Origin of the sequence: Tenacibaculum aquimarinum (genome assembly GCF_022478115.1) — a bacterium.
Classification (GTDB): Bacteria; Bacteroidota; Bacteroidia; order Flavobacteriales; family Flavobacteriaceae; genus Polaribacter; species Polaribacter aquimarinum_A.
The window spans coordinates 206,370-231,438 of record NZ_JAKGSC010000003.1; the positions used below are offsets into that span (position 1 = coordinate 206,370).

Consider the following 25,069-nt stretch of genomic DNA (forward strand, 5'->3'; position numbering starts at 1 on the left):
ATTTGTGTGAATTATGTAAACTGAGGGTTTAAATTTAACCAAAAAAAAAGCCTCAAATGAGACTTTTTAGATATTTTTTTACGAGTATGTTAGTATTCGTCTTCGTTCCAAAGATAATCTTCTTCGGTTGGATAGTCTGGCCAAATTTCTACGATTGAGTCGTAAGAATCACCTTCATCTTCAATTCCTTGTAGGTTTTCTACAACTTCTAGTGGAGCGCCTGTTCTAATAGCGTAATCTACTAATTCGTCTTTTGTTGCTGGCCATGGTGCATCTGCTAAATATGATGCTAATTCTAAAGTCCAATACATTTTTTTAATGTTTAATTTCTGCAAAAATAATTTTTTTAACGAGAAATGCAAGTTTTTTTTAAAAAATGTGTAAATCAATAAAAAAAGAACTTAATTTTTTTTCTCGGGAATCCATTTGATTTCCTTTGCTGATAAGTCTTTAGACAACTTTCGTGCCAACACAAAAAGATAGTCAGAAAGTCGGTTTAAGTACATTAATACGTCAGGATTTATAGGTTCTTGTTCGTTTAGCTCAACAACTAGGCGCTCTGTACGGCGGCAAACACATCTTGCAATATGACAGAATGACACAGTTTGGTGTCCGCCTGGTAAAATAAAATGTGTCATCTGCGGAAGTTCTTCATTCATTTTATCAATCTCTTTTTCTAGAAATTCAATAGAATTATTTTCAACCTTAAGAATATTTAAACGCTCTTTTCCGTTTTTTAGCGTTTCTTTTTCTGGCGGAGTTGCCAGCATTGCACCTAAAGTAAAAATATCGTGCTGAATTTTATTTAACGAACTTTTAATATGCTCACTAATTTCTTGATCCCTAATTAAACCAATATGAGAGTTTAGTTCATCTGCTGTTCCGTAGCTTTCTATACGTAAATTGTATTTTGGAACGCGTGTTCCTCCAAAAAGTGCGGTTGTGCCTTTATCACCAGTTTTTGTGTATATTTTCATGTTGCTAATTTAAAGATTTAAAAATTGAAGAATTTAAAAATTATATCCTAATTGTATAATGTTCGTTTATTTGTTTTTGGTTGAAGAAAACAAATCCCCATTGAAAAGTATCTACTGTACAAGAAACTTTTGGGTGCTTTTTTATTAGAGCCCAAGCTGCTAGCATTTCTTTACTCCAGTAAATATCATCAAAAATAAATACTGTGTTTTCATTTGCTGATTTTAAACAAGCTTCAAAATAATGTAAAGTGGCTTCCTTTTGATGGTTTCCATCGAAATAAATAAAATTGAATTGCTTGTTTTCAATTGCTTTTGGAAGTGTTTTTGCAAAATCACCAACTTTTAAAGAAATGTTGTTAAATCCGAATTTGGTAAATTGTTGTTGTGCAATTTTAGCAGTTTCTGGGCAACCTTCTAAAGTTGTAATAGCTGTGTTTTTATTATTTGCAGCTAAAGCCGAAGTAGCTAAACCTAAAGAAGTGCCTATTTCTAAAATTTCTTTTGGTTGAAAATACGTTGTTAAACGAATTAATAATTTTGCTCTTTTGTTGGAAATTCCCGCAACTTTTGCAATCTTAGAAACCTGCCTTTCATCCGAAGAAAAAACAGTAGAACCTGCGCCAAAATCGGTAATCTTAATTGTTGTTTTATTGTTTAGTAATTGTGTTTTGTATTTCTTGAAAATTTTAAATTTTTCGCTAGAAGTTTTAGCGTTAAAGCAATTGTTTTTCAACCCTAAAATAAAAGAATGTTTGTTGTTCTTTTGGTTGAAGGACTTTAATAAAAAAAGCAGATATGATTTTAGTTGAAAAAACATTGGGGCTAAAATAACAGTTTTAGTTTTTAAAAATTATATTTGTGAATCAAATTACCTCACAATTATGATTAGAAGCTTAAAGTTCCTTTTTATTGTTATTATTTTTTCTTCTTGTGTTCCAAGTAAAGATTTAGTGTATTTGCAAGGAGATCCAGTACAAAAAACTGAAATACATAAAATTAATAACGAGCCTTATAAACTTCAAATAAGTGATGTGGTTTCTATAAATATAAAAGCCCCAGATGAAAAGTTAGTTGCTTTGTTTAAGAAAACTGAAGGTACAAACTCTTCTCAACAACCTACAGATGGCGGATATTTTTCTGGATACACAGTAGATAATCATGGTAATATTAGATTGCCTTATTTAGGAGAAATAAATGTTTTAGGATTTACAACAAAAGAAGTTAGAGTTAAATTAGAAGAACGTTTAAAAGGAATGTTTAAAAATCCAGACGATGTTTTTGTTACTGTAAAATTAGCGGGAATAAAATATACGGTTATTGGAGAAGTGGCTAGTCCTGGACCAAAAGTAATTTATCAAAATCAAGTTAGTATTATAGATGCAATTTCTAATGCAGGCGATATTTCTGTAACCGGAAATAGAAAACAGATTGAGATTTATAGAGGTTACTTAAAGAATGATGTAGAAAAGTTTTCTATTGATTTAACAAATGTAGACGCTTTTAATTCAGAAATTTTTTACATAAAACCAAACGATATAATTAATGTGTTGCCTTTAAAGCAAAAAGCTTGGGGAACAGGAACAACAGGTTTGTCGTCTTTAACAACAATACTTTCTGTATTTACATTGGTAACATCAACTATATTATTGGTAAGAGGTTTATAAAATGGCAAACAAATCAAACTTTTCAATTGAAAAAAAAACAGCAAGTTCTAATATAGATTTGACATCTTATTTTTTTAAGGTTCTATCTTATTGGAAATGGTTTTTATTAACAACTATAATTGCTTTTGCAATTGCAAAGTATAAGAATGATAGAAAAATTAGAGGCTATAGTTTAGATACAGTTGTCTCTATAAAGGAAGAATCTAACCCGTTGTTTTCTACAGGAACAAGTTTAACCTTTAATTGGGGTGGAGCAAGTGATTTGCTAGAAACCATAAAAGTAATTTTACGCTCTAGAACACATAACGAAAAAGTAGTTTCTCGTCTTCAGTTTTATACACAATATTTAGTGCAAGGAGAATATAGATTGGATGATGCTTACGGTAAAACTCCTTTTAAAATTAAAGTAGATACAGAAAAACCGCAATTGTACAACACTTTAATTAAGGTTAAGATGTTGGCAAATAATAAAGTTGAACTCTCTGTAGATTATGGAGAAAACTTTAATAGAGTTTCTTTAATTAATTATAAAAAAGACTCTGTTTCTTATTTTACACCAACTGCTAGAAATTATTCTGAAGAGTTTACTTTAGGCGATAAAATTGAAAAAGAGCATTTAAATTTTACAATCCTTCCTTCTAAGTCTGGTGGAAGTTCAGATGAATATTTTGTGCAATTCGGAAGTTTTAATGGCGTTGTTGGAGGTTATCGAAATGTAAATGTAACAGATGTTGCTAAAGGATCTTCTTTAATAAGGTTAGCGCTTTCTGGGCCAAATAAAAATAGGCTTGCAGATTATTTAAATACTTCGGTTAATGTTTTATCTGAAGATAAACAGAATCAGAAAATTGCATATGCTGTAAAAACAAAAGAATATATAGATACCTTGTTTATTGCCGAGTCTAAAAGTTTAAAAGATATTGAAAGAGAGTTAGGAAAGTACAAACAGCAAAATAATATTTATGATTTATCTGCTGAAGGTTCTAAGATTTTTGAAGAGACTACAACTTTAGAGAGAGAAATTAGAGGTGTAAATGATAATGTTACTTATTTAAATGAATTAGAAAGCTATATTAAATCACATAGTACCTATAATAGTGAAGCGATACCAGTTCCAGCCTCTGTAGAGGTTTCTGATGCTAAGATTACTTCAGAAATAGCAGATTTAATTCAAAAATCTACGTTAAGAGAAAATTTAAGAAGTACCGTAACAGCTAATCATCCGCAAGTAATTGGTTTGGAAAAAGAGATAGCTACAAGTAGAAGAGTCTTGTTAGAAAATATTGTTACGGTTCGTGGTTCTATGCAAAGCAAGTTAAGGACTAACAGAAATAGATTGCAAACCTTTAGTGGTAAGTTACGTCAATTGCCAAAAAAGGAGCAAGGTCTTATTAAGTTTCAACGTAATTATGAAATTTCTGAAGCCAATTATAACTATTTAAAACAAAAAAGTTATGAGGCTGGAACAGCAATAGCGGCCAATGTTTCAGATGTAAAAGTAATAGATTCAGCTAAAGATTTAGGACAAGGTCCAGTATATCCGAACACGCAGTTTAATTATGTTTTGGCATTAATGTTAGGAACTATGTTGCCGTTGTTTTTTATCATTTTGAAAGAAGTTTTGGATAATAAAATTCATACTGTAGAAGAAATTCAGAATAATTATGATATTCCGGTTTTGGGCGTTGTTGGTAAAAATATGTTAGACACCGATTTGGCAGTGTTTACAAAACCAAAATCTACAGTTGCAGAATCTTTTAGAGCTTTGCGTTCTAATATTCAGTTTTTATTTAGAAATAATACAGAGTCAGATTCTTCTTCTAAAACGTTGGTGTTAACTTCGTCAATTAGTGGAGAAGGTAAAACCATGATTTCAATAAACATGGCAACTGTTTTTGCTTTAAGTGGTAAAAAGACGGTTTTAGTTGGTTTGGACTTAAGAAAACCGAAAATCTTTGGCGATTTTGGTTTGTCTAATGATTTTGGAGTAGTTAATTATTTAATCAATCAAAAAAGTTTAGATGAGGTTACGCATACAACACAAGTACCTAATTTAGACGTTATATTATCTGGACCAATACCGCCAAATCCATCGGAATTATTGTTGAGTAATAAGGCAGATGAAATGATGGTTGCTTTAAAAGAAAAATACGATTATGTAGTTTTAGATACGCCGCCAGTAGGTTTGGTTTCTGATGCTTTAGAATTGTTTAAATATTCTGATGCTGTTATTTATGTAATTCGTCAAAACTATTCTGAAAAAGGAATGATGAAGATGATTGATGAGAAATACACAAATAAAGAAGTAAAGAATATTAGTTATGTTTTAAATGATTTTTCTGTTGGTAGTTCTTACGGCTATGGTTATGGCTATGGTTACGGAAATGGTTATGGTTATCATGAAAACGATAAACCAAAAACAGTATTTCAGAAAATTAAAAATAAACTAAACTTATAAGAGTTCTAAAATATAATTTGGGCAACGTGTAGGTCTATTTTTTTGCATGTCTATAAATGCTAAAACAGTATTTCCAGTACAAATAAGCTCGTTTTTTTGATTTGTAATTTCATAATTAAATTCAATCTTAACTGTAGGTGTTTTTTTTAGCGAAGTTTTTACTGTGAGAACATCATCATAAAGTGCGGATTTTTTAAAATTACAAGCCAAAGAAATTACCGGAAGCATTATTCCATTTTCTTCCATTTTTTTATAAGTAATATTTAAGGAACGAAGCCATTCAGTTCTTCCAAGTTCAAAATACTGGGCATAATTACCGTGATAAACAACGCCCATTTGATCTGTTTCGGCATAACGTACTCTAAATGAGTGTTCAAAATTCTTCAAAATATTTTATTTAAAAATTCGTTTCTATTTACATAAAAAATAACTAATAATCAATAGCAAATTCATTTTTTTATACTGAATTTTATTCACACTTTTGTGTAACCAAAAAAAAGGGATATTAAGGGGGCTTATATCTAACATTAAACAAACACATTTTACTATTTTAAATAATGACTAAAACTGCTAACTCAGTTTGGAATGAATGCTTGTCTTTTATTAAGGACAACATAAAGCCGCAAGCATATAAAACATGGTTTGAACCAATAAAACCTGTAAAATTAGCAGGTGAAGCATTAACAATACAAGTGCCAAGTAAATTTTTTTACGAATGGTTAGAAGAACACTATATTAAATTATTAAGAGTTGCTCTAGTTAGAGAGTTAGGAGCAGATGCTAAATTGATTTATGATGTACGTATGGAAAATACGTATAGTAGTAATAATCCACAGACGGTTAAAATACCAAGTTCTAATCGTAATCCATTAAAAACTCAAAAAGTTACGGTTCCTTTAGAATCTAAAAGAGAATTAAAAAATCCATTTATAATTCCTGGGTTACAAAAAGTAAAAATTGAATCTCAATTAAATCCAAATTATAATTTTAATAATTTTGTTGAAGGAGACTCAAACCGTTTAGCGCGTTCTGCAGGAATGGCAGTTGCAAATAAACCGGGAGGAACTTCTTTTAATCCTTTATTAATTTACGGAGGTGTAGGTTTAGGAAAAACACATTTAGGACACGCAATTGGTGTTGAGATAAAAGATAAATATCCAGATAAGACAGTTTTATATATTTCTTCGGAAAAATTTACACAACAATTTATAGATTCAGTAAAGTCTAATACACGTAACGACTTTATTCACTTCTATCAAATGATAGATGTTCTAATAATTGATGATGTACAATTCTTATCAGGCAAAACTGGAACTCAAGATGTGTTTTTCCATATATTTAATCATTTACACCAAAATGGTAAGCAAGTAATTTTAACATCAGACAAAGCGCCTGTAGATATGCAAGACATTGAGCAGCGTTTACTTTCTCGTTTTAAATGGGGATTGTCTGCAGAGTTACAAGCGCCAGATTACGAAACAAGAATTTCTATTCTTCAAAATAAATTATTTAGAGATGGTGTAGAAATGCCAGAAGAAATAGTTGAATATATTGCTAAGAATATAAAATCTAACGTTCGTGAACTAGAAGGTGTAATTATTTCTATGATTGCGCAAGCATCATTCAATAGAAAAGAGTTTACACTTGAGTTAGCGAAACAAATTGTAGATAAGTTTGTTAAGAATACTAAGAAAGAAGTTTCAATAGACTTTATTCAGAAAGAAGTTTCTAAGTATTTTGATATGGATGTAGCTACATTACAATCTAAAACACGTAAACGACATATTGTTCAGGCACGTCAATTAGCAATGTTTTTTGCTAAAAGATTAACTAAAACGTCTTTAGCAAGTATTGGTAACCAAATAGGGCAAAGAGATCACGCAACTGTATTGCACGCTTGTAAAACGGTTGACAATCTTACCGAAACGGATAAGCAATTTAGAAAATACGTTGAGGATTTAAGGAAGAAACTTACTTTTTAAAATATACAACCTCACTTTATGTGAGGTTTTTTTTAATCTTTTTTATATGAAAATACTAATGGTTTGTTTAGGTAATATTTGTCGTTCGCCTTTGGCGGAAGGAATCTTACAATCTAAAGTCTCAGATAATGTTTTTGTAGATTCTGCTGGAACTGCAGGTTATCATGTTGGTAATTTACCAGATTCTCGTTCTATTGATGTTGCTAAGAAATATGGAATAGATATTACAAACCAGCGAAGCAGAAAGTTTTCTGTTGAAGATTTTGATAATTTTGATGTTATTTATGCGATGGATGATAGTAATTTTCAGGATATTTTATCATTAGCTAAAAATCAATCGGATAGCGGAAAAGTAAAAATGATTCTTAATGAAATTCATCCCAATTCGGATGCCAATGTTCCTGACCCATATTATGGAGGAGATTTAGGTTTTGAAAATGTCTATGAAATGCTTGATGAAGCTTGTGCTATAATTGTTAAAAAACTACAATAATGAACGGTAAATTATATTTAATTCCTACAACTTTAGGAGATACAGAACCTTTAGAAGTAATGCCATTATCGGTAAAAAAAGTTGTCGAACAAATTGATTATTTTATTGTAGAAAATGAAAAATCGGCTCGTAGGTTTATTAAAAAAATCACTCCAAAAAAATCACAAGCATCTTTAGAATTAATGCTTTTGGATAAATATGCAGATGCTTTTGAAACAGATAGTTATTTAGATGTTTGTAAAAAAGGAGTTAATGTTGGTTTACTTTCTGAAGCAGGAGTTCCTGCAGTGGCAGATCCTGGAGCATCTATTGTAAAGTTAGCACACGATAATAATATACAAGTTGTGCCTTTGGTTGGGCCTTCTTCAATTTTAATGGCAATAATGGCCTCTGGTATGAACGGGCAAAGTTTTGCTTTTAATGGTTATTTGCCAATTGACAAATCAGAAAGAAAGCGAGCAATTAAAGATTTAGAAAAATTATCTAAAGATAAAAATCAATCTCAAATTTTTATCGAAACACCGTATAGAAACGAGAAAATGTTGGCAGATTTAAAAGCAGCTTTATCACCTGTAACTAACTTGTGTATTGCTTGCGATATTACGCTTCCTTCAGAATATATTAAAACATATTCTATAAACGATTGGAAACGTCAAAAGCCAGATTTACATAAACGCCCAGCAATTTTTATTATTCAGAAAGATTAAACTGTAGCCTTTTTGTTTGCTTTAATAACAGAAACATCATATCCTTTAAATTTCTTTAAATAAGATTCGATTGTTGCTCCGTAAGCGTCAGAAAACTTGGTTGCGCCTTTACTACGTAAGTATTTTTTTACATTTCCTGCACCACTTAAATGAGCGGCAGCTAAAATTCCAGATTCTGTAATTTTAATACCGTTTATGGTTTTTCCTACAGAACGTTTTATGTCCTTTCTTAAAATGTATTTATTTACTTTACAAAGTGCAATAAATGCTTTTTCTTGTAATTCTGGAGTGTTTAAAAATGCTTTTGTATTGTATATTCTAAAACGTTGTAAAGTGGTTTTACCAAATTGGTATTTACCAAGATATCCTAGAGAATTAACAGCATTGTATTTTCCTTGAGATTCTTTAAAGGCTAAAGCTTCTTTAAAGCCAATAAAGTCTTTTTGTAAAAGAGGAATTACTACCGAATTTGTATTTGTAACGGTAGCTTTATTTATAGTTTTACTTTCCTTTGGGTTAGTAGTAGTAAAGTTGGTTAAACCTATAAAAACTAAAATCAATATTAAATTTCTAATAACTAATTGTTTCTGTTTAGCGATGCAAAGATACAAGTAAAATAATTAAACAACTAGCAATCAATAATTTACAGTGTTTTCACTTTGTCAAATTAGGAATTTCACTGTGCTTTTTTTATTGATGAATATGTTTAATCTAACTTCTATTGAATTGTGTTTAATAAAGCAGTTAATTTATTGCGAATAAAATTTTGTTAATTTTATCTATCAATTCCTCTTTTGTTTATCCAACGCTGGTATTTTGCGGCATTTCTATTATGTTGAGATAATGTTTTTGCAAACTCATGAAAACCAATTTTATCAACACTAGCACACATATACATGTATTTGTGTTTAGCAGGGTTTAAAACGGCATCTATTGCAGAAACGTCTGGCATTGCAATTAGAGTTGGAGGTAACCCCGTGTTTTTGTAAGTGTTATAAGGCGATTTTAATTCCAAATCTTTAGTAAGCACTCTCTTTACAACAAAATCTTGCCCTTTAATTTCTTTAACGCAATAGATAATTGTTGGATCTGCTTGAAGCGGCCAACCATCTTTTAGTCTATTTAAATACAATCCAGCAACAATAGGGCGCTCACTTTTTTGAGCAGTTTCCTTCTGAACTATGGAAGCTAATGTTATTACTTGATCTTTTGTTAAGTCTAGTTTTTTTGCTTTTTCTAACCTGCTAGAATTCCAAAAACGATTGTATTCTCGCAACATTTTATCTCTAAACTTTTCTGCTGAAGTATTCCAATAAACCTCATAACTATTTGGAATATAAATTTGAATTGCTGCTTTTTTAGATAAGTTGTTTTTTGATAAAAAAGATTTATCTGTAAAAGCGTTCAGTAAAGAAAGAGAGTCAGTTTCTAGTTGCTCTGCAATTCTACCTGCTAATTTTTCTACAGTATCTTGGTTGTTGAATGCTATTTTAATTGGAGTTTGGTTTCCAATGCGTAACATGTTTACGATGTCGTTATTAGACATTCCTTCTTTAAGTAAATATCTACCAGGTTTTGGTTTAGAGAAATTCTTTTTAGCTGATACCCAAAGAAATGTTTGTGGACTTTTAGAAAAAGGTGTTAGCTTTTCTTTTATGTCTAAAAGACTTTCGTTTGTACGCACAAAAAGAACTGTATCTTCTTTAATAGTGTTTCCAAAAATCTTTTGATAGTAGTTGAATCCAATAATTCCTGCAAATAAAAGGAATCCAATAATTCCGTATAAAAGTTTTTTATTCATAAAATTTAAATATTTTTTCTTGAGATTTTATAACTTAATCCCTCTTAGAAGGATTCATTGATAAGTTGAAATAAGATTTCGTTTTTATAATTTCCTTCGGATAAAATCCAGTCTTTTTTTATGCCAATTTGCACAAAATTATGTTTTTTAAACAACGTTAAGCTTTTAGCGTTGTCTTCTGTAATATTGGCAAAAAGTTGATGTAAATTTAAGTGTTTAAAACAATAATTGATTAATAATTGTAAAGCTTCAGAAGCAAAACCCTTATGTTGGTGTTCTTCAGAAATTAAAACACCAATTCCTGCGCGTTTGTGTTGTGGGTTAAAATCGAATAAATCGATCATTCCAATTTGTTTGCTGGAGTTATTTTCTTCAATTATTAAACGAAGTTGTTTGGCTTCAAAAATATCTAAATGAGCATTTTCTAAATATTGTTTCAATAAAAATTTAGAAAAAGGAGTTTGTGTATGGCTAATTTCCCAAAAAGCTTCATTGTTTTCTGTGTTATATAGAAACTCTAGATCTTCTGGTTCTAATGCTCTTAATTTTATTTTTTGACCTAAAAGTGTTTGCATTATATTTCTATTTCGCCTTTAAAAACAAACTGAGCAGGCCCTTTTAAAAAAACGTTTTTATAAACACCTTTTTCTTCAGTAAATGAAACCTCTAAATTTCCTCCTTCAACAGGTAAAGAAATTAAGTTGCTGTTTGTTTTATTTGTTTTATGCATTGCAATAGCAACTGCTGTAACTCCAGTTCCACAAGCTAAAGTTTCATCTTCTACACCTTTTTCATAAGTTCTAACTCTAAAAGTGGAAGCGTCAACTTGTTGTACAAAGTTTACGTTACTTCCAGGATCTTGATAACTGTTTCTAATTTCTTTTCCGTTTTTAAAAACAGGATACTCTTTTAAATCATCAACAATTTCTACATGATGCTGAGTTCCTGTATACATAAAAACTGAGTTTTCATTTAGTTGTATTTCGCTAACATTTATCATTTGTAAAGAAACAATACCGTCTTCAATTTTAGCAAAATGTTTTCCATCAACAGCTAAAAAAGTAGTTTCTTTTTCAATAATGTTTAGTTTTTTAGCAAAAGCAACTGCACATCTTGCTCCATTTCCGCAAAAAGTTTCACTTCCATCAGCATTAAAATACACCATTTTAAAATCAGCATTTTCATCATTCTCAATTAGAATAACGCCGTCCGAACCAATTCCAAAATTTCTATTAGATAATTTATGGATTATTTCTACGTTGTTTTTAGGAAAGGTATTTGTTCTGTTGTCGAACATTACAAAATCATTTCCTGTGCCTTGATATTTATAAAAAGTTAAATTCATTGCCACAAAGATAGCAAATTTAGCAGCATTTAAAACTTGTTAAATAGCCGTTAAAGTCCGTTAAAATGAAGTTAAACAGATTTATTGAATTTGTTTAAAGTGTATATTTGAGTATAAATAAAAACAAAAAGAAAAATGAGAAAAGTATTCGGAATTATTGGAGCTGCTATTCTTGGAGGAATAGTAACGTTAGGAGGTTACAAATTATTAATTGAAAAACCTCAAGTTGTGGTTGAACAAGCTACAACACCTAATATGCAAATGGTAAATGCAAATTATAATCCAGAAGTTATAAATACCTCAATTGCGCCAACTGATTTTACGGAGGCTGCAGAAAAAACAGTGCACGCGGTTGTGCATGTTAAAAATACCAACACAAAATCTTCAGTAAACTCGCTGTCAGATTTATTTTACGGAGGAGTTCCAAGAGCACAAGTTGGTACTGGAAGTGGAGTAATTATTTCTCCAGATGGTTATATTGTTTCTAATAACCACGTAATTGCAAACGCCAACGATTTAGAGATTACCTTAAATAATAAGAAAAAATATAAGGCAGAATTAATTGCTACAGATGAAAAGAATGATATTGCTTTGTTGAAAATTGAAGCTGGTTTCGATTTACCTTATATCCCTTTTGCAAATTCAGACAATGTTAAAATTGGTGAATGGGTTTTAGCTGTTGGTAATCCTTATAACTTAAACTCAACTGTAACAGCAGGAATTGTAAGTGCTAAAGGAAGAGATTTGGAAGGAAATAGAAATATTGATGCTTTTATACAAACAGATGCGGCAGTTAATCCAGGAAATAGTGGAGGAGCTTTGGTAAATATTAGAGGAGAGTTAATAGGTATTAATACCGCTATTACTTCTAAAACGGGTTCTTTTATTGGGTATTCTTTTGCGGTTCCATCAAATATTGCTCGTAAAGTCATAGATGATTTATTAGAGTTCGGAAATGTGCAAGAAGCTATTTTAGGAATAAATGTTGACGGATCTTCTTCTGCAAATGATATAGAAGGTGTTAAAATTGCATCTGTAACTGATGATGGAGGAGCAAAAAGCGCTGGTATTTTAGATGGAGATGTAATTGTTAAAGTAAATAATGTAAAAATTTCTAAGTTTTCTGAGCTTACTGGACAGTTAAAAGCAAAAAGACCTGGAGATTTTGTTGAAATTACTATAGATAGAAATGGAACTGAGCTTATTAAACAGGTTAAATTAAGTAAAAAGGACACGTATTATTCACAAGGATTTGGTGTACAATTAAAAGACTTAACGGAAAAAGAGAAAAAGGAAAAAGGAATTTCTTACGGAGCCAAAATTGTAGATGCATCTAATAGTAAAGGCTTTACTTATTTTAACGTTGGTAAAGGTTATATTTTAACAAAAATAAATAATATAAAAGTTAATAGTGCTTCAGAGGCTGTTTCTATTTTAGATAAATACACAGGTAATCAGCACTTTTATTTAGAAACAATAAATCCAAAAGGCGAATTAGAACGATATAGATTTTAAATACATGTTAGTTATGTTTTTTAGATCCGGTTTTGAGGTATCAAAACCGGATTTTTTATGCCGTAAATTTTTACTTAAAAATTATAACGAAATCGATTTCGTATTCTAAAAAAAAGAAATACTTTTGCATCAAATTTTAAAAATTTTCAACAACATAACTATGTCAACAATAGTAAATTACGAAAAAGAAGTTGTTTTACAAGCTGAAACAAGAAAAGCAACTACAGAGTTTATCAATATTGTAAACGATTTATGGTACGACAAATCAATAGAATTGGTTTTATTCCGTAACACATTAATTGATAAAAGAGCTAGTGAAGTTTTAAACTTAATAAACTACGCAGGTGAGTTTGTAGCAAAGTCAATTACAATTCAAGATGCATTAGATATTGCAAGAGCAATTCAGCAATTAGAATTACCGGCTTCTAAATTAGATATTGGTAAGCTAGCTTATGAATGTTTTTTAAATGAAGATGGATGTAAAGACAAAGTTGCCTTTGTGAAAAATCAATTAAAAAACATTGCAGAGGTTGCAGAACTACAACCTAGAGATGTTGTTTTATATGGTTTTGGTAGAATTGGTCGTTTATTAGCACGTGAGTTAATGAGTAAAATGGGACGCGGATCTCAACTACGTTTACGTGCCGTTGTAACGCGTGGAGAAATCAACCAAACAGTATTAGAAAAAAGAGCTTCTCTTTTAAGTATAGATTCTGTTCACGGAGATTTCTTAGGAACTGTACAAACAGATGTAGAAAACAATGCATTAGTAATTAACGGAACAACTGTACACATGATTTCTGCTGCAAAACCAGAAGATATCGATTATACAGCTTACGGAATTAACGATGCTTTAGTAATAGACAACACAGGTGCTTTTAGAGATAAAGAAGCATTAAGCCGTCATTTAGTAGCAAAAGGAGCAAGTAAAGTCTTATTAACTGCGCCAGGAGCAGGAGTTCCAAATATTGTACACGGAGTAAATCACTTAGAAAACAATCCAGATAATATCGATATTTTCTCAGCAGCATCTTGTACAACAAATGCTATTACGCCAGTTTTAAAAGTCTTAGAAGATAACTTCGGAATTAAAAAAGGACACTTAGAAACTATACATGCATATACAAACGACCAAAATTTGGTAGATAATATGCATAAAAAATACCGTAGAGGAAGAGCAGCAGCTTTAAATATGGTAATTACAGAAACAGGTGCCGGAAAAGCAGTAGCAAAAGCATTGCCAGCATTAGCAGGTAAATTAACCTCAAATGCAATTAGAGTTCCAGTTCCAAACGGATCTTTAGCAATTTTAAACTTGCAATTACACCAAAATGTAACAACAGAAGCAGTAAATTCAATTATGAAAAAGTATGCTTTAGAAGGAGATTTAGTCGAGCAAATTAAATTTTCTTTAGACAATGAGTTGGTTTCTTCAGACATTGTTGGTACAACTGCGCCCTCAATTTTTGATAGTAAAGCAACAATTACAGACGGAGATACTATTGTAATTTATGTTTGGTACGATAATGAATACGGATATTCTCATCAAGTTATGCGTCTTGCAAAACATATTGCCAAAGTAAGAAGATATACATATTATTAGAAATAAGTTTTGATTACTTATATTTAATTCTCTACAATGACGAAAAACCGAAACAAAAAAATGTTTCGGTTTTTTATTTTAAGAAGCTATTTCCTGCTTTCCGCTATATCTTTTTTTCATGCTTCAAAAAAGGATGCCGCTTCAATCAGGGCTAAACTTTTTTGCTAGTTTTTAGAATCTAAAAGTTAAGCTTTTGTTGGCCTATTTTTAATTTAAGAAAAAAGGTGAAATTACATTTCACTTATAGTTTTAACAATAGTTGAATTTGTTTGTTTTTTCTGTATTTTTATCAAAAAATAAAACACGAATGAAAATCATATTTTCTGTTATTTTATTACTAACAATTAGCCTTATGCAAGCACAAGAATTACCCTATTATGAAATTTCAGAATCAACGGAAAACTATACAGCAGGTTCTGTAGCAGGAAGAATGATAGACGGTTTAGGGTTTCGTTATTATTGGTCTACAGAAGGTTTAACAGCAAAAGATTTAGCTTTTCAATCGGCAGAAGAAGCAAGAACTACACAAGAAACTATAGAACATGTTTACAGTTTAAGTAATACCTTGTTAAAGTACACAAAAACAAAATTTGAACAAAGTAAATCAAGAGAAGAAATGTCTTTTACAGAAATGAGAGCACAAACATTATATAATTTAGAAGCTGTTAGCAATCGTGTAAAAGCAAGTAAAGATATATCTGAATTTGATACAGAGAAAGATGGTGAAATTACAGTGCCTTTTTATTATTTAATAAACGGTCCAATTGCAGATGCAATTTGGCATACAGGACAACTAGCTTCTTATAGAAGGTCTTCTGGAAATCCAATCAACTCAAAAATAAATCACTTTTCAGGAACTGTAAGAAAGTAATTTTAAATGACAATTCAACAACAAATAGAAGTACTTCGCGACGAATTAAGAACACATAACTACAATTATTATGTGTTGGATAATGCAACAATTTCCGATTTCGATTTCGATATAAAATTAAAAGAATTAGAGAAGTTGGAGGAAGAAAACCCCCAGTTTTTCGATGCAAATTCACCAACGCAAAGAGTTGGAGGTGGAATTACAAAAAACTTTGAAACGGTTACACATAAAAACCGAATGTATTCTTTAGACAATTCATACTCTAAAGAAGATTTGTTAGATTGGGAAAAGCGTATTCAAAAAATGTTAGGAACAGATGATATTGAATATACCTGTGAGCTAAAATACGATGGAGCTTCCATTAACCTAACTTTTGAAAACGGCAAATTTGTAAAAGCAGTAACTCGTGGCGATGGTTTTCAAGGAGATGATGTATCAAAAAACATTAGAACCATAAAATCGATTCCATTGCATTTAAAAAACGATTTTGTAACTGATTTCGAAATGCGAGGAGAAATTATTTTACCATTAGACGGCTTCAATAAAATGAATGAAGAACGTGTGGAAAATGGAGAAGAAGAATATAAAAACCCAAGAAACACCGCAAGCGGAAGTCTAAAATTACAAGACAGTTCAGAGGTTGCAAAACGTCCGCTAGATTGTTTATTGTATCAAGTAGTAACTTCAGAAAGAAAATATAAAACACATTTTGAAAGTTTAGAAAATGCTAGAAAAGTAGGTTTTAAAGTACCAAAAACAATAACGCTAGCAACATCTATTGATGCCGTTTTTGATTTTGTAAACTCTTGGGATTCAAAAAGACACGATTTACCATACGAAACCGACGGAGTTGTAGTAAAAGTTAATAATTTACAACAGCAAGAAGAGTTAGGATATACCGCAAAAGCACCACGTTGGGCAATTGCATATAAGTTTAAAGCGGAGCAAGTTTCTACTGTTTTAAATGAAATTACGTATCAAGTTGGACGAACTGGAGCAATAACTCCAGTAGCAAACTTAGAACCAGTTCAGTTAGCAGGAACTGTTGTAAAACGAGCTTCGTTACACAATGCAGATCAAATTGAAAAGTTAGATATTAGAATAAATGACACTGTTTTTGTTGAAAAAGGCGGCGAAATTATTCCGAAGATAATTGCAGTAGATTTAACTAAACGTCCTGAAGATTCTCAACCAACAATATACGCAACAAATTGTCCAGAATGTAATACTTTATTGGTAAGAACCGAAGGCGATGCAAAACATTATTGCCCAAATGAGTTTGGTTGTGCTCCACAAATAACAGGAAGAATTCAGCATTTTATCAGTAGAAAAGCCATGGATATTGATGGTTTAGGCGGAGAAACAGTTGACTTACTTAGAAAAGAAGGTTTAATTCATAATTACGCAGATTTATACGATTTACGAGTAGAACAAGTAATTCCATTAGAAAGAATGGCAGAGAAATCTGCGCAGAATATGGTTGATGGAATAAAAAAATCAACTGAAATTCCGTTTGAGAAAGTATTATTTGCTTTGGGAATTCGATTTGTTGGAGAAACAGTTGCTAAGAAATTAGCAAAACACTTTAAGTCAATTGATAACTTAATGGCAGCAGATTTAGAAACGCTAATTTCGGTAGATGAAATTGGAGAAAGAATTGCGCAAAGTGTTATCGATTTTTCTCAAGATTTAGGAAACATTCAATTAATTGATAGATTAAAAAGTTATGGAGTTCAATTAGAGGTTTCCGCAGAAAATTTAGCAAATCAAACCGATAAATTACAAGGAAAAGTAATTGTTGTTTCAGGTGTTTTTTATCAAATGAGTAGAAACGAACTCAAGAAAGCTATAGAAGATAATGGCGGAAAAGTAAGTTCTTCCATCTCTAAAAAAACAAGTTTTATTGTTGCTGGAGATAATATGGGGCCAAGTAAATTAACTAAAGCTCAAGATTTAGGTGTTGAAATTATTTCTGAACAAGATTTTATTGTAATGATAAAGTAAAAACACAAATGAGAAAAAAACATTTTGGTTTTATTGAAATGATTGGTTCTTTTGTTCTACTCATTTTAGATCCTGATAGAAGAAATAATAAGAAGTATTTAGATAAGAAATATAATTCTATAAATAGAATTATTGGAATTATAACTTTATTGTTATTATCTGCTATAACATTGTATATTTTAAATAAACTATGACCAAACAAACCAAAATAATAATTGCATCATTATTTTTTTTAATAGTAACAATTATTGATGTCTATGCAGTAATAATTCAAGACAAAACTTTAGAAATGATTTTTAAACCATTGTTAATGACAACGTTGGTTATTGTCTATTTGGTTTCAGTAAAAAAGCCTAACTTTTGGTTGGTTTCTGCTTTATTCTTTTCGTTTTGGGGAGATGTTTTTTTGCTAGATAAAACCAATTACTTTGTATTTGGCTTAGGTTCTTTTTTAATAGCACATTGTTTGTATATAGTAATGACGAAACAGTTTTTAACTAAATTCAACGTTAAAGAATTATTGATTTGTTTTCCTCCATTTGCTATGATATTTTTAGGAGTACTTCAATTTATAAAAAACAATTTGGGTGAAATGTTAATTCCTGTAATTGTTTACGGATTGGTAATTTCTGTTTTTGGAGCATTTGCATTGTTAAATTATAGACAAGAAAGATCTAAAGCTAATTTAAGTTTACTAATAGGTGCAATTTTATTTATAGCGTCAGATAGTTTAATAGCAATTAACAATTTCTACAGCCCAAAACACTTGTTTAATGTGTTAATAATTGTATTGTATATTGTTTCTCAGTACCTTATAGTTAAAGCTGTTGTTGCCAAATCAAATAATAATTAAAACGCTATATTTGGAGCAGATGAAAAAAATAATCTTTACCTTTTTTGTAGTTTTTCAGTTTGTTTCTTGTAAAACTGAATCTAAAATCCAGTTAAACTTTTTAGATGAATATGTAATTGCAGATTCTTTGAAATATAAAAACACAATTATAGGAGGCTTATCTGGAGTAGATTATGCAAACGGATACTTTTACTTTGTTGTAGACGATTCTAGAGATCCAAGATTTGTTAAATCAAAAATTAAATTTGATAAAGACACAATTTCATCAATTGATTTTGTAGATGTAGTTTCTTTAAATGATTCAACGGAAACTTTTTATAAAAATAATTTCTTAGATTTAGAATCAATTTTTGTTGATGAAGAAACTCAAGAAGTAAATTTTGTTAGTGAAGGTTCTATTGTAAAAGGAGAAAGTCCTTCAGTATTTACAACAGACACTTTAGGTAAATTAGTGCATAATTATAATATTCCAAATTATTTTATACCTAATGATATTGCAAAGTTAAAGCATAATGGAGCTTTTGAAGGTTCTTCTAAAAGTAGCAATAATAAAGGTTTTTGGGTTGCAATGGAATCACCTTTATTAACTGATGGAGATGAACCAACTTTTAATAAAACATCATCACCAATTAGAATTACTTATTTTGATAAAACCTCTAAGAAAGCCACAAAACAATTTGCATATCAATTAGAACACATTACTAAACCTGCAAAAGCAAAAATTAATTTAAATGGTTTAACGGCTATTTTAGAGTACAAAGACAATCATTTCTTTATAATTGAAAGAACGTATCAAAGTGGTTACGGCGCTCACGGAAATATTATAAGAATTTTTGAAGCAACGGTAGAAAATGAAACTACAAATACTTTAGATGTAGATTCTTTGGAAGAAACGGAGTTTGTTCCTCTTAAAAAGAGATTGTTATTTAATTTTGCAGATGTAGAAAATAAGTTAACTGACGGAATAATTGATAATATAGAAGGAATTACTTTTGGACCAACATTGGCAAACGGAAACAAATCATTATTAGTTATTTCTGATGATAATTTTCAAGTTTACGGAAAACAACTTAATCAGTTTTTGTTGTTAGAAATAGTAGAAAAATAAACGATTAAACATAATAATATCCTATAAGTGTTCAATTTTTTTAAGAAAAAAGAAACAGTTCTTGCAAAGAGATTAGCGAAATTACAATTAGAAACCTTAGTAGGTTCTAAATCTAATAAAGTTAAAACAGTAGCAATTATTACTACAGAAGAAATTTCTCAAAAATATAATTTACAAAGCCTTGTTGAAAAATCATTAGCAATTAAAAACACTAAAATATATAGTTTTAGAAAGTTTGATAAACAAAATGAAATATCAACAATTCATTTTTCAGAAAAAGACCTTGCAAAAAGTGGAAAGGTTGTTGATGAAGATTTTAATACTTTTTTAAATAAACCATTTGATTTATTAATCGGTTTTTTTGATGCAAATCATTTATACTTAGAATACGCTACAGCTAAATCTAAAGCAACATACAAAGTAGGTTTTGCAAATGTAAACGCAGACTTATTTGAGTTGGAAATTCATTCTAAAGCAGATAATACTTCAGAATTTTTATCAGAATTAAAAAAGTACTTACAAATTTTAGATAAACTGTAGAATGATTAAAATTAAACAGTTAAAACCAATCTGTAAAATTTAACCATCGCTAAGCTTTTATTAATCAAAGTCTCCAAAAAAGAAGTATTTTTACGGTACTTTAAAAAACGATAGAATGCAAAAGTTTATAGGAACAGGAGTTGCGTTAGTAACACCATTTAATAATGATTTAAGTGTAGATTTTGGAGCACTTAAAAAATTAGTAAATTATAATATAGATAACGGAACAAATTATCTTGTAATTAACGGTACAACAGGAGAAAGCGGAACAATTACCGAAGAAGAAAAGCAAGAAATAATTGCTGTAATCGTTGCCGAAAATAAAGGTCGTTTACCTTTAGTTTTAGGAGTTGGAGGTAATAATACAGCAAATGTTGTAAAAGAATTACAAACAAGAGACTTGTCTAATATAGATGGAATTTTATCAGTAGCACCTTATTATAGCAAACCAACCCAAGAAGGTTTTTATCAGCACTTTAAAGCCATTGCAGAAGCAACAGATAAGCCCATAATTTTATATAATGTTCCTGGAAGAACTGCAAAAAACATGGAGCCAGCAACAACGTTACGTTTAGCAAAAGACTTTAAAAATGTTGTAGCAGTTAAAGAAGCAGGTAACAATCAACAACAATATTACGAGCTAATAAAAAACAAGCCTGCAGATTTTTTAATAATCTCTGGAGACGATGATTTAGCTTTAGGAACAACTTTAGCAGGAGGTTCTGGAGTAATTTCTGTTATAGGGCAAGCATTACCAAAAGAATTTTCAACAATGATTAATTTTGGATTAGCAGGAAATAACGTAGAAGGCTATAAAATTCATTACAAATTAATGGATTTAATTAATGGTATTTTCGAAGAAAACAATCCAGCAGGAATAAAATCGGTATTACATAAGTTAAATATCTGTTCAGACGAAGTAAGATTACCATTGGTAAAAGCTTCCTCAGAATCACAAAAAAAACTAGCACAGTTTATAGATAATTTATAATTTGTCTAAACAAAAATTAGAGAAACAAAAGACCACAATAGCAATATTGTGGTCTTTTTTTAGCATCTTTGAAGTATTAAAAATAAAATTATGTTATCAAAAAAAATAGAAGAGGCATTAAATAGCCAAATCACTATAGAAGCAGAATCTTCACAAGTATATTTATCAATGGCATGTTGGGCAGAAACACAAGGTTTTGAGGGTGTTGCGCAGTTTATGTACGCACATTCAGACGAAGAACGTATGCACATGTTAAAACTAGTAAAGTTTGTAAACGAAAGAGGTGGACACGCAAAAATATCTGAATTAGCAGCGCCACCAACAGAATTTGGTTCGTTTAAAAACATGTTTCAAACACTTTTTGATCATGAAGTATTTGTATCAAAATCTATCAACGATTTAGTACATATAACATTAGAAGAACGCGATTATGCAACACATAATTTCTTACAATGGTACGTTTCTGAACAAATAGAAGAAGAAGCATTAGCAAGAAATATCTTAGATAAAATTAACCTAATTGGAGACGATAAAGGAGGTTTGTATCTATTTGATAATGATGTAAAGCAAATTGTTGGGCAACAAAACACCGATCAACAATAACAATTAGAAGCTGTTTCCTGCTTTCACTACTCGCTTTTTTTGAGAAAAACAAAAAAGAGCTCAAACAAACCGTTCAATCAGGGCTAAGCTTGTTTGCCAGCTTTAGTAAATATAGGTTGTTATCAATTAACAAACTTTTAGTATAAAATTCGGAAAATTTTTAGAGATTTTGTGGTTTATTGCACCGCACAATTTACTGTGTGAAAAATCGTTTTAATAATCCATAATTAATCACTAATTTTGCACCCGACCTATTTGGGATATAATAATGAAGAAAGTAGTATATTTATTGGCGTTCAGTTTACTTTTAATTTCGTGTGGCGAATATCAAAAAGTATTAAATAAAGGAACAACAGAAGATCAGTACAAGATGGCTGTAAAAATGTATGAAGCCCAAAAGTACGGTAAGGCTATACGTTTGTTCGAAAAAATAACACCAAGCTATCGAGGTAAACCACAAATGGAACGTATCCAGTTTATGGTAGCAAACTCTAATTTTAATGAGAAAATTTACAGTCTAGCTGGTTATTATTTTGACAGGTTTACTCAGAATTATCCTAAAAGTTCTAAAAAGGAAGAAGCTGCATTTTTATCTGCATTATCCTATTATAAAGCTGCACCACGTTTCAGTTTAGATCCAACAGATACAAATAAAGCTTTAAATGCTTTTCAAAAGTTTATAGATGAAAACCCAAACTCTTCTAAAACGGCTGAGGCAAATAAATATTATAAAGAAATACGCTATAAATTAGAGAAAAAATCTTTTGAAATAGCTAAAACATATTATAGAACTGCAGATTATGATACAAGAAATTATAAGGCAGCTATACAAGCTTTCGATAATCTTTTATCAGATTATTTAGGAACAGAGTTTAAAGAAGAAGCATTGTATTACCGTTTTAAAGCAGCAAATGATTTTGCTTTAAAAAGTACAAAGAGAAGAAAAGAAGAGCGTATTAAAGAAGCAATAACTGCTTATCAAAAGCTAAAAAGAAATTTCCCAGAATCTAAATTTATGAAAGATTCTAACGAAATGTTAGCAGAATTACAAGAAGAACAAAAACAATTTGCAAAAATTTAATTATGGATTATAAAGACACAAATGCAGCTAGTACAACAATAACGTATGATAAAGGTGCAATTGAAGCCCCAACAGATAACATCTATGAGGCAATTTCAATTATAGCAAAAAGAGCTACTCAAATTAATTCTGATTTAAAGAAAGAATTAGTAGAGAAACTAGAAGAGTTTGCAACATACAACGATAGTTTAGAAGAGGTTTTTGAAAACAAAGAACAAATTGAAGTTTCTAAATTTTACGAGCGTTTACCAAAACCAACTGCATTAGCTGTTGAAGAATGGTTAAATGATAAAGTATACCACAGAACACCAGACGCAGAATAATATGTCTGTATTAAGCGGTAAAAAAATATTACTTGGCATTACAGCTGGTATTGCCGCTTATAAAACGGCTAGCTTAGTCCGTTTATTTATAAAATCAGGCGCAGAAGTCAAAGTTATAATGACACCTGCGTCTAAAGATTTTATAACACCACTTACACTTTCCACACTTTCTAAAAACCCAGTTCATTCAACTTTTTATGATAAAGAAGATGAAAATGAATTATGGAATAATCATGTAGATTTAGGCCTTTGGGCAGATGTGTTTTTAGTTGCTCCTGCAACTGCAAATACATTATCTAAAATGGCAAATGGAACGTGTAATAATTTGTTGTTAGCAACCTATTTATCTGCAAAATGCCCAGTGTATTTTGCTCCTGCAATGGATTTGGATATGTATATTCATCCATCAACAAAAACAAGTTTAGACAAATTACAAAGTTTTGGAAATGTTATGATTCCTGCAACTTCTGGCGAATTAGCTAGTGGTTTAGTTGGAGAAGGAAGAATGGCAGAACCAGAAGATATTGTCTCTTTTATAGAAAAAGATGTACATGCTAAACTTCCACTTCGCGGAAAAAAAGTATTAATAACAGCTGGTCCAACTTATGAAGCTATAGATCCAGTTCGTTTTATTGGAAACCATTCTTCAGGTAAAATGGGATTTGAAGTTGCAAAAACAGCAGCAAATTTAGGAGCAGAAGTATTTTTAGTTTCTGGTCCATCTAGCCAAAAAGTAAGTCATTCTTTTATTCAAAGAATAGATGTGAAATCTGCAGAAGAAATGTATAATGCATGTCATAATGTATACAAAACTGTAAATATTGCTATTTTATCTGCCGCAGTTGCAGATTATAAACCAAAAAATATAGCAACTCAAAAAATAAAAAAGAAAGATGCTTCGTTAACTATAGAGTTATCGCCAACAAAAGATATTTTAAAATCTTTAGGAGAAATTAAAACGAATCAATTTTTAGTAGGTTTTGCTTTGGAAACAAATAACGAAGTAGAAAATGCTAAGAAGAAAATAAAAAGTAAAAATTTAGATTTAATTGTTTTAAACTCGTTACAAGATAAAGGAGCAGGTTTTGCAGGAGATACAAATAAAATTACTATTATTGATGCAGATTTTAGCCAACAAGTGTTTGAGTTAAAATCTAAAAAAGAAGTATCGAAAGATATTATTAATGAAATTATAAACAGAATAGATGCGTAATATAGTACTTGTTTTAACTTGTTTTTTATCAATTACAATTGCAAACTCTCAAGAGTTAAATGCCTTGGTAACGGTTAATGCAGATCAAGTTCAAAGTACAAATAAACAAGTTTATTCAACTTTAGAAACAGCATTAACAGAATTTATTAACCAAACAGAATGGACTAATAAAACGGTAAAACCACAAGAAAGAATTAATTGTGCTTTTACTATAATCGTTAGTAACCAATCGGGTAATAATTTTGATGCAAGTATTCAAGTACAATCTACAAGACCAGTATTTGGTTCTACTTATGAAACGCCTGTTTTAAATATAAATGATGGTAACTTTAGTTTCCGTTATAATGAGTTTGATCCATTGTTATTCAACGCAACTCAGTTTGATTCTAATTTAGTTTCAACCATTGTATTTTATGTGTACACAATTTTAGGAGTAGATGCAGATACATTTGCTTTAAAAGGAGGTCAAAGTTATTTAAAAGAAGCCGAAAGAGTAATGCTTCAAGCACAACAAAGTGGTATTTCTGGTTGGCAAAATCAAGTAGGTTCTCAAAATCGATTTGAACTCATAGACAACTTTCTATCGCCTAAATATGCAACTTTAAGAAGTATTTACTACAACTTTCATAGAAACGGATTGGATAAATTTTCTTCAGATTTAACCAACGGAAAGCAGCAGATTGAATTAAGTGTAACACAGCTTGAAAAACTGTTTAATAAAGATGTTGGTAATTATATGATTCGTGTTTTCTTAGATGCAAAGTCAGATGAAATAGTTACTGTTTTTACAGATGGAAAAGAATCGAGAAACCAACAAAAAATGGCAACTGTTTTACAAAAGATAATGCCAACTCAAGGAAATAAGTGGCGTAAGATTGAGTAATATTTATTACTCTAATTCATCCAAATTAAGTACTTTTATATTCTTATTTTTATA

General features: G+C 30.3%; 27 protein-coding genes. 19 read left to right on the forward strand and 8 right to left on the reverse strand.

What is annotated here, in order from left to right; all coding sequences use genetic code 11:
• Positions 1-89 precede the first annotated feature (89 nt).
• From L1S33_RS09060 to L1S33_RS09070, 3 genes are all read right to left on the reverse strand, one after another.
• Positions 90-311 carry a DUF2795 domain-containing protein gene (locus L1S33_RS09060; RefSeq protein WP_072554430.1) on the reverse strand — a complete coding sequence of 74 codons (222 nt, stop codon included), beginning with the start codon at positions 309-311 and terminating at the stop codon, positions 90-92.
• Between the two features lie 90 nt (positions 312-401).
• The gene (locus L1S33_RS09065) at positions 402-977 is read right to left on the reverse strand and encodes a cob(I)yrinic acid a,c-diamide adenosyltransferase (protein ID WP_240552761.1); all 576 of its coding nucleotides are present in this window, start codon (positions 975-977) and stop codon (positions 402-404) included.
• 40 nt (positions 978-1,017) lie between these two features.
• Positions 1,018-1,794 carry an O-methyltransferase gene (locus L1S33_RS09070; protein WP_240562084.1) on the reverse strand — a complete coding sequence of 259 codons (777 nt, stop codon included), beginning with the start codon at positions 1,792-1,794 and terminating at the stop codon, positions 1,018-1,020.
• A gap of 64 nt (positions 1,795-1,858) precedes the next feature.
• Here L1S33_RS09070 and L1S33_RS09075 point away from each other — a divergent pair, with 64 nt between their 5' ends.
• Both L1S33_RS09075 and L1S33_RS09080 read left to right on the forward strand, forming a co-directional pair.
• Positions 1,859-2,641 carry a polysaccharide biosynthesis/export family protein gene (locus L1S33_RS09075; protein WP_240562085.1) on the forward strand — a complete coding sequence of 261 codons (783 nt, stop codon included), beginning with the start codon at positions 1,859-1,861 and terminating at the stop codon, positions 2,639-2,641.
• A 1-nt stretch (position 2,642) separates the two neighbouring features.
• Positions 2,643-5,099, forward strand: coding sequence for a GumC family protein (locus L1S33_RS09080; RefSeq protein WP_240562086.1), 2,457 nt, complete (start codon positions 2,643-2,645; stop codon positions 5,097-5,099).
• On the opposite strand, the gene L1S33_RS09085 is transcribed toward L1S33_RS09080, so the two are convergent.
• The gene (locus L1S33_RS09085) at positions 5,094-5,486 is read right to left on the reverse strand and encodes an acyl-CoA thioesterase (protein ID WP_240552757.1); all 393 of its coding nucleotides are present in this window, start codon (positions 5,484-5,486) and stop codon (positions 5,094-5,096) included. The genes L1S33_RS09080 and L1S33_RS09085 overlap by 6 nt on opposite strands.
• A 170-nt stretch (positions 5,487-5,656) precedes the next feature.
• Between L1S33_RS09085 and dnaA the strand changes: the two genes are divergently transcribed.
• The 3 genes from dnaA to L1S33_RS09100 are packed head-to-tail and all read left to right on the forward strand — an operon-like array spanning position 5,657 to position 8,281.
• Entirely contained in the window at positions 5,657-7,081 is a 1,425-nt protein-coding gene (gene dnaA, locus L1S33_RS09090) for a chromosomal replication initiator protein DnaA (RefSeq protein WP_240562087.1), read from the forward strand.
• A 46-nt stretch (positions 7,082-7,127) separates the two neighbouring features.
• Entirely contained in the window at positions 7,128-7,574 is a 447-nt protein-coding gene (locus tag L1S33_RS09095) for a low molecular weight protein-tyrosine-phosphatase (protein WP_240562088.1), read from the forward strand.
• Positions 7,574-8,281, forward strand: coding sequence for an SAM-dependent methyltransferase (locus L1S33_RS09100; RefSeq protein ID WP_240552755.1), 708 nt, complete (start codon positions 7,574-7,576; stop codon positions 8,279-8,281). The genes L1S33_RS09095 and L1S33_RS09100 overlap by 1 nt, the downstream gene beginning before the upstream one ends.
• On the opposite strand, the gene L1S33_RS09105 is transcribed toward L1S33_RS09100, so the two are convergent.
• From L1S33_RS09105 to dapF, 4 genes are all read right to left on the reverse strand, one after another.
• Positions 8,278-8,841, reverse strand: a complete 564-nt coding sequence (locus L1S33_RS09105; protein ID WP_240552754.1) for a peptidoglycan-binding protein LysM — start codon at positions 8,839-8,841, stop codon at positions 8,278-8,280. The genes L1S33_RS09100 and L1S33_RS09105 overlap by 4 nt on opposite strands.
• A gap of 215 nt (positions 8,842-9,056) precedes the next feature.
• Positions 9,057-10,082, reverse strand: a complete 1,026-nt coding sequence (mltG, locus tag L1S33_RS09110) for an endolytic transglycosylase MltG (RefSeq protein ID WP_240562089.1) — start codon at positions 10,080-10,082, stop codon at positions 9,057-9,059.
• Positions 10,083-10,126: 44 nt separating this feature from the next.
• Positions 10,127-10,657, reverse strand: a complete 531-nt coding sequence (locus L1S33_RS09115; protein ID WP_240562090.1) for a GNAT family N-acetyltransferase — start codon at positions 10,655-10,657, stop codon at positions 10,127-10,129.
• On the reverse strand, positions 10,657-11,427 hold the full coding sequence (dapF, locus tag L1S33_RS09120) for a diaminopimelate epimerase (protein ID WP_240562091.1): 771 nt from the start codon (positions 11,425-11,427) through the stop codon (positions 10,657-10,659). The genes L1S33_RS09115 and dapF overlap by 1 nt, the downstream gene beginning before the upstream one ends.
• 135 nt (positions 11,428-11,562) lie before the next feature.
• Here dapF and L1S33_RS09125 point away from each other — a divergent pair, with 135 nt between their 5' ends.
• The 14 genes from L1S33_RS09125 to porD all read left to right on the forward strand — a co-directional run bounded on the left by L1S33_RS09125 (position 11,563) and on the right by porD (position 25,015).
• Positions 11,563-12,942: a S1C family serine protease gene (locus tag L1S33_RS09125; RefSeq protein WP_240562092.1), complete on the forward strand. Its 1,380-nt coding sequence runs from the start codon at positions 11,563-11,565 to the stop codon at positions 12,940-12,942.
• 160 nt (positions 12,943-13,102) lie between these two features.
• Positions 13,103-14,545 carry a glyceraldehyde-3-phosphate dehydrogenase gene (locus L1S33_RS09130; RefSeq protein ID WP_240562093.1) on the forward strand — a complete coding sequence of 481 codons (1,443 nt, stop codon included), beginning with the start codon at positions 13,103-13,105 and terminating at the stop codon, positions 14,543-14,545.
• A 307-nt stretch (positions 14,546-14,852) separates the two neighbouring features.
• Positions 14,853-15,416: a hypothetical protein gene (locus tag L1S33_RS09135; RefSeq protein ID WP_240562094.1), complete on the forward strand. Its 564-nt coding sequence runs from the start codon at positions 14,853-14,855 to the stop codon at positions 15,414-15,416.
• A gap of 6 nt (positions 15,417-15,422) precedes the next feature.
• Positions 15,423-17,420 (forward strand): NAD-dependent DNA ligase LigA, encoded by a 1,998-nt coding sequence (gene ligA, locus L1S33_RS09140; RefSeq protein WP_240562095.1) that lies wholly within the window; start codon positions 15,423-15,425, stop codon positions 17,418-17,420.
• Positions 17,421-17,428: 8 nt separating this feature from the next.
• Positions 17,429-17,614, forward strand: coding sequence for a hypothetical protein (locus L1S33_RS09145; protein ID WP_240552746.1), 186 nt, complete (start codon positions 17,429-17,431; stop codon positions 17,612-17,614).
• Positions 17,611-18,273: a lysoplasmalogenase gene (locus tag L1S33_RS09150; RefSeq protein WP_240562096.1), complete on the forward strand. Its 663-nt coding sequence runs from the start codon at positions 17,611-17,613 to the stop codon at positions 18,271-18,273. The genes L1S33_RS09145 and L1S33_RS09150 overlap by 4 nt, the downstream gene beginning before the upstream one ends.
• A gap of 19 nt (positions 18,274-18,292) precedes the next feature.
• Positions 18,293-19,381: an esterase-like activity of phytase family protein gene (locus L1S33_RS09155; RefSeq protein WP_240552744.1), complete on the forward strand. Its 1,089-nt coding sequence runs from the start codon at positions 18,293-18,295 to the stop codon at positions 19,379-19,381.
• 27 nt (positions 19,382-19,408) lie between these two features.
• Positions 19,409-19,921, forward strand: a complete 513-nt coding sequence (locus L1S33_RS09160) for a DUF6913 domain-containing protein (RefSeq protein ID WP_240562097.1) — start codon at positions 19,409-19,411, stop codon at positions 19,919-19,921.
• A 115-nt stretch (positions 19,922-20,036) separates the two neighbouring features.
• Positions 20,037-20,912, forward strand: a complete 876-nt coding sequence (gene dapA, locus L1S33_RS09165; RefSeq protein ID WP_240552742.1) for a 4-hydroxy-tetrahydrodipicolinate synthase — start codon at positions 20,037-20,039, stop codon at positions 20,910-20,912.
• 90 nt (positions 20,913-21,002) lie between these two features.
• Positions 21,003-21,515 carry a ferritin gene (locus L1S33_RS09170; RefSeq protein WP_240562098.1) on the forward strand — a complete coding sequence of 171 codons (513 nt, stop codon included), beginning with the start codon at positions 21,003-21,005 and terminating at the stop codon, positions 21,513-21,515.
• A 268-nt stretch (positions 21,516-21,783) separates the two neighbouring features.
• Positions 21,784-22,596 (forward strand): outer membrane protein assembly factor BamD, encoded by an 813-nt coding sequence (locus L1S33_RS09175; RefSeq protein WP_240552740.1) that lies wholly within the window; start codon positions 21,784-21,786, stop codon positions 22,594-22,596.
• Between the two features lie 2 nt (positions 22,597-22,598).
• Positions 22,599-22,919, forward strand: coding sequence for a DNA-directed RNA polymerase subunit omega (locus L1S33_RS09180; RefSeq protein WP_240552739.1), 321 nt, complete (start codon positions 22,599-22,601; stop codon positions 22,917-22,919).
• A gap of 1 nt (position 22,920) precedes the next feature.
• On the forward strand, positions 22,921-24,132 hold the full coding sequence (gene coaBC, locus L1S33_RS09185; RefSeq protein WP_240562171.1) for a bifunctional phosphopantothenoylcysteine decarboxylase/phosphopantothenate--cysteine ligase CoaBC: 1,212 nt from the start codon (positions 22,921-22,923) through the stop codon (positions 24,130-24,132).
• Positions 24,125-25,015 (forward strand): type IX secretion system protein PorD, encoded by an 891-nt coding sequence (porD, locus tag L1S33_RS09190; protein ID WP_240552738.1) that lies wholly within the window; start codon positions 24,125-24,127, stop codon positions 25,013-25,015. Before coaBC ends, porD begins: the two co-directional genes overlap by 8 nt.
• Positions 25,016-25,069: the final 54 nt, after the last annotated feature.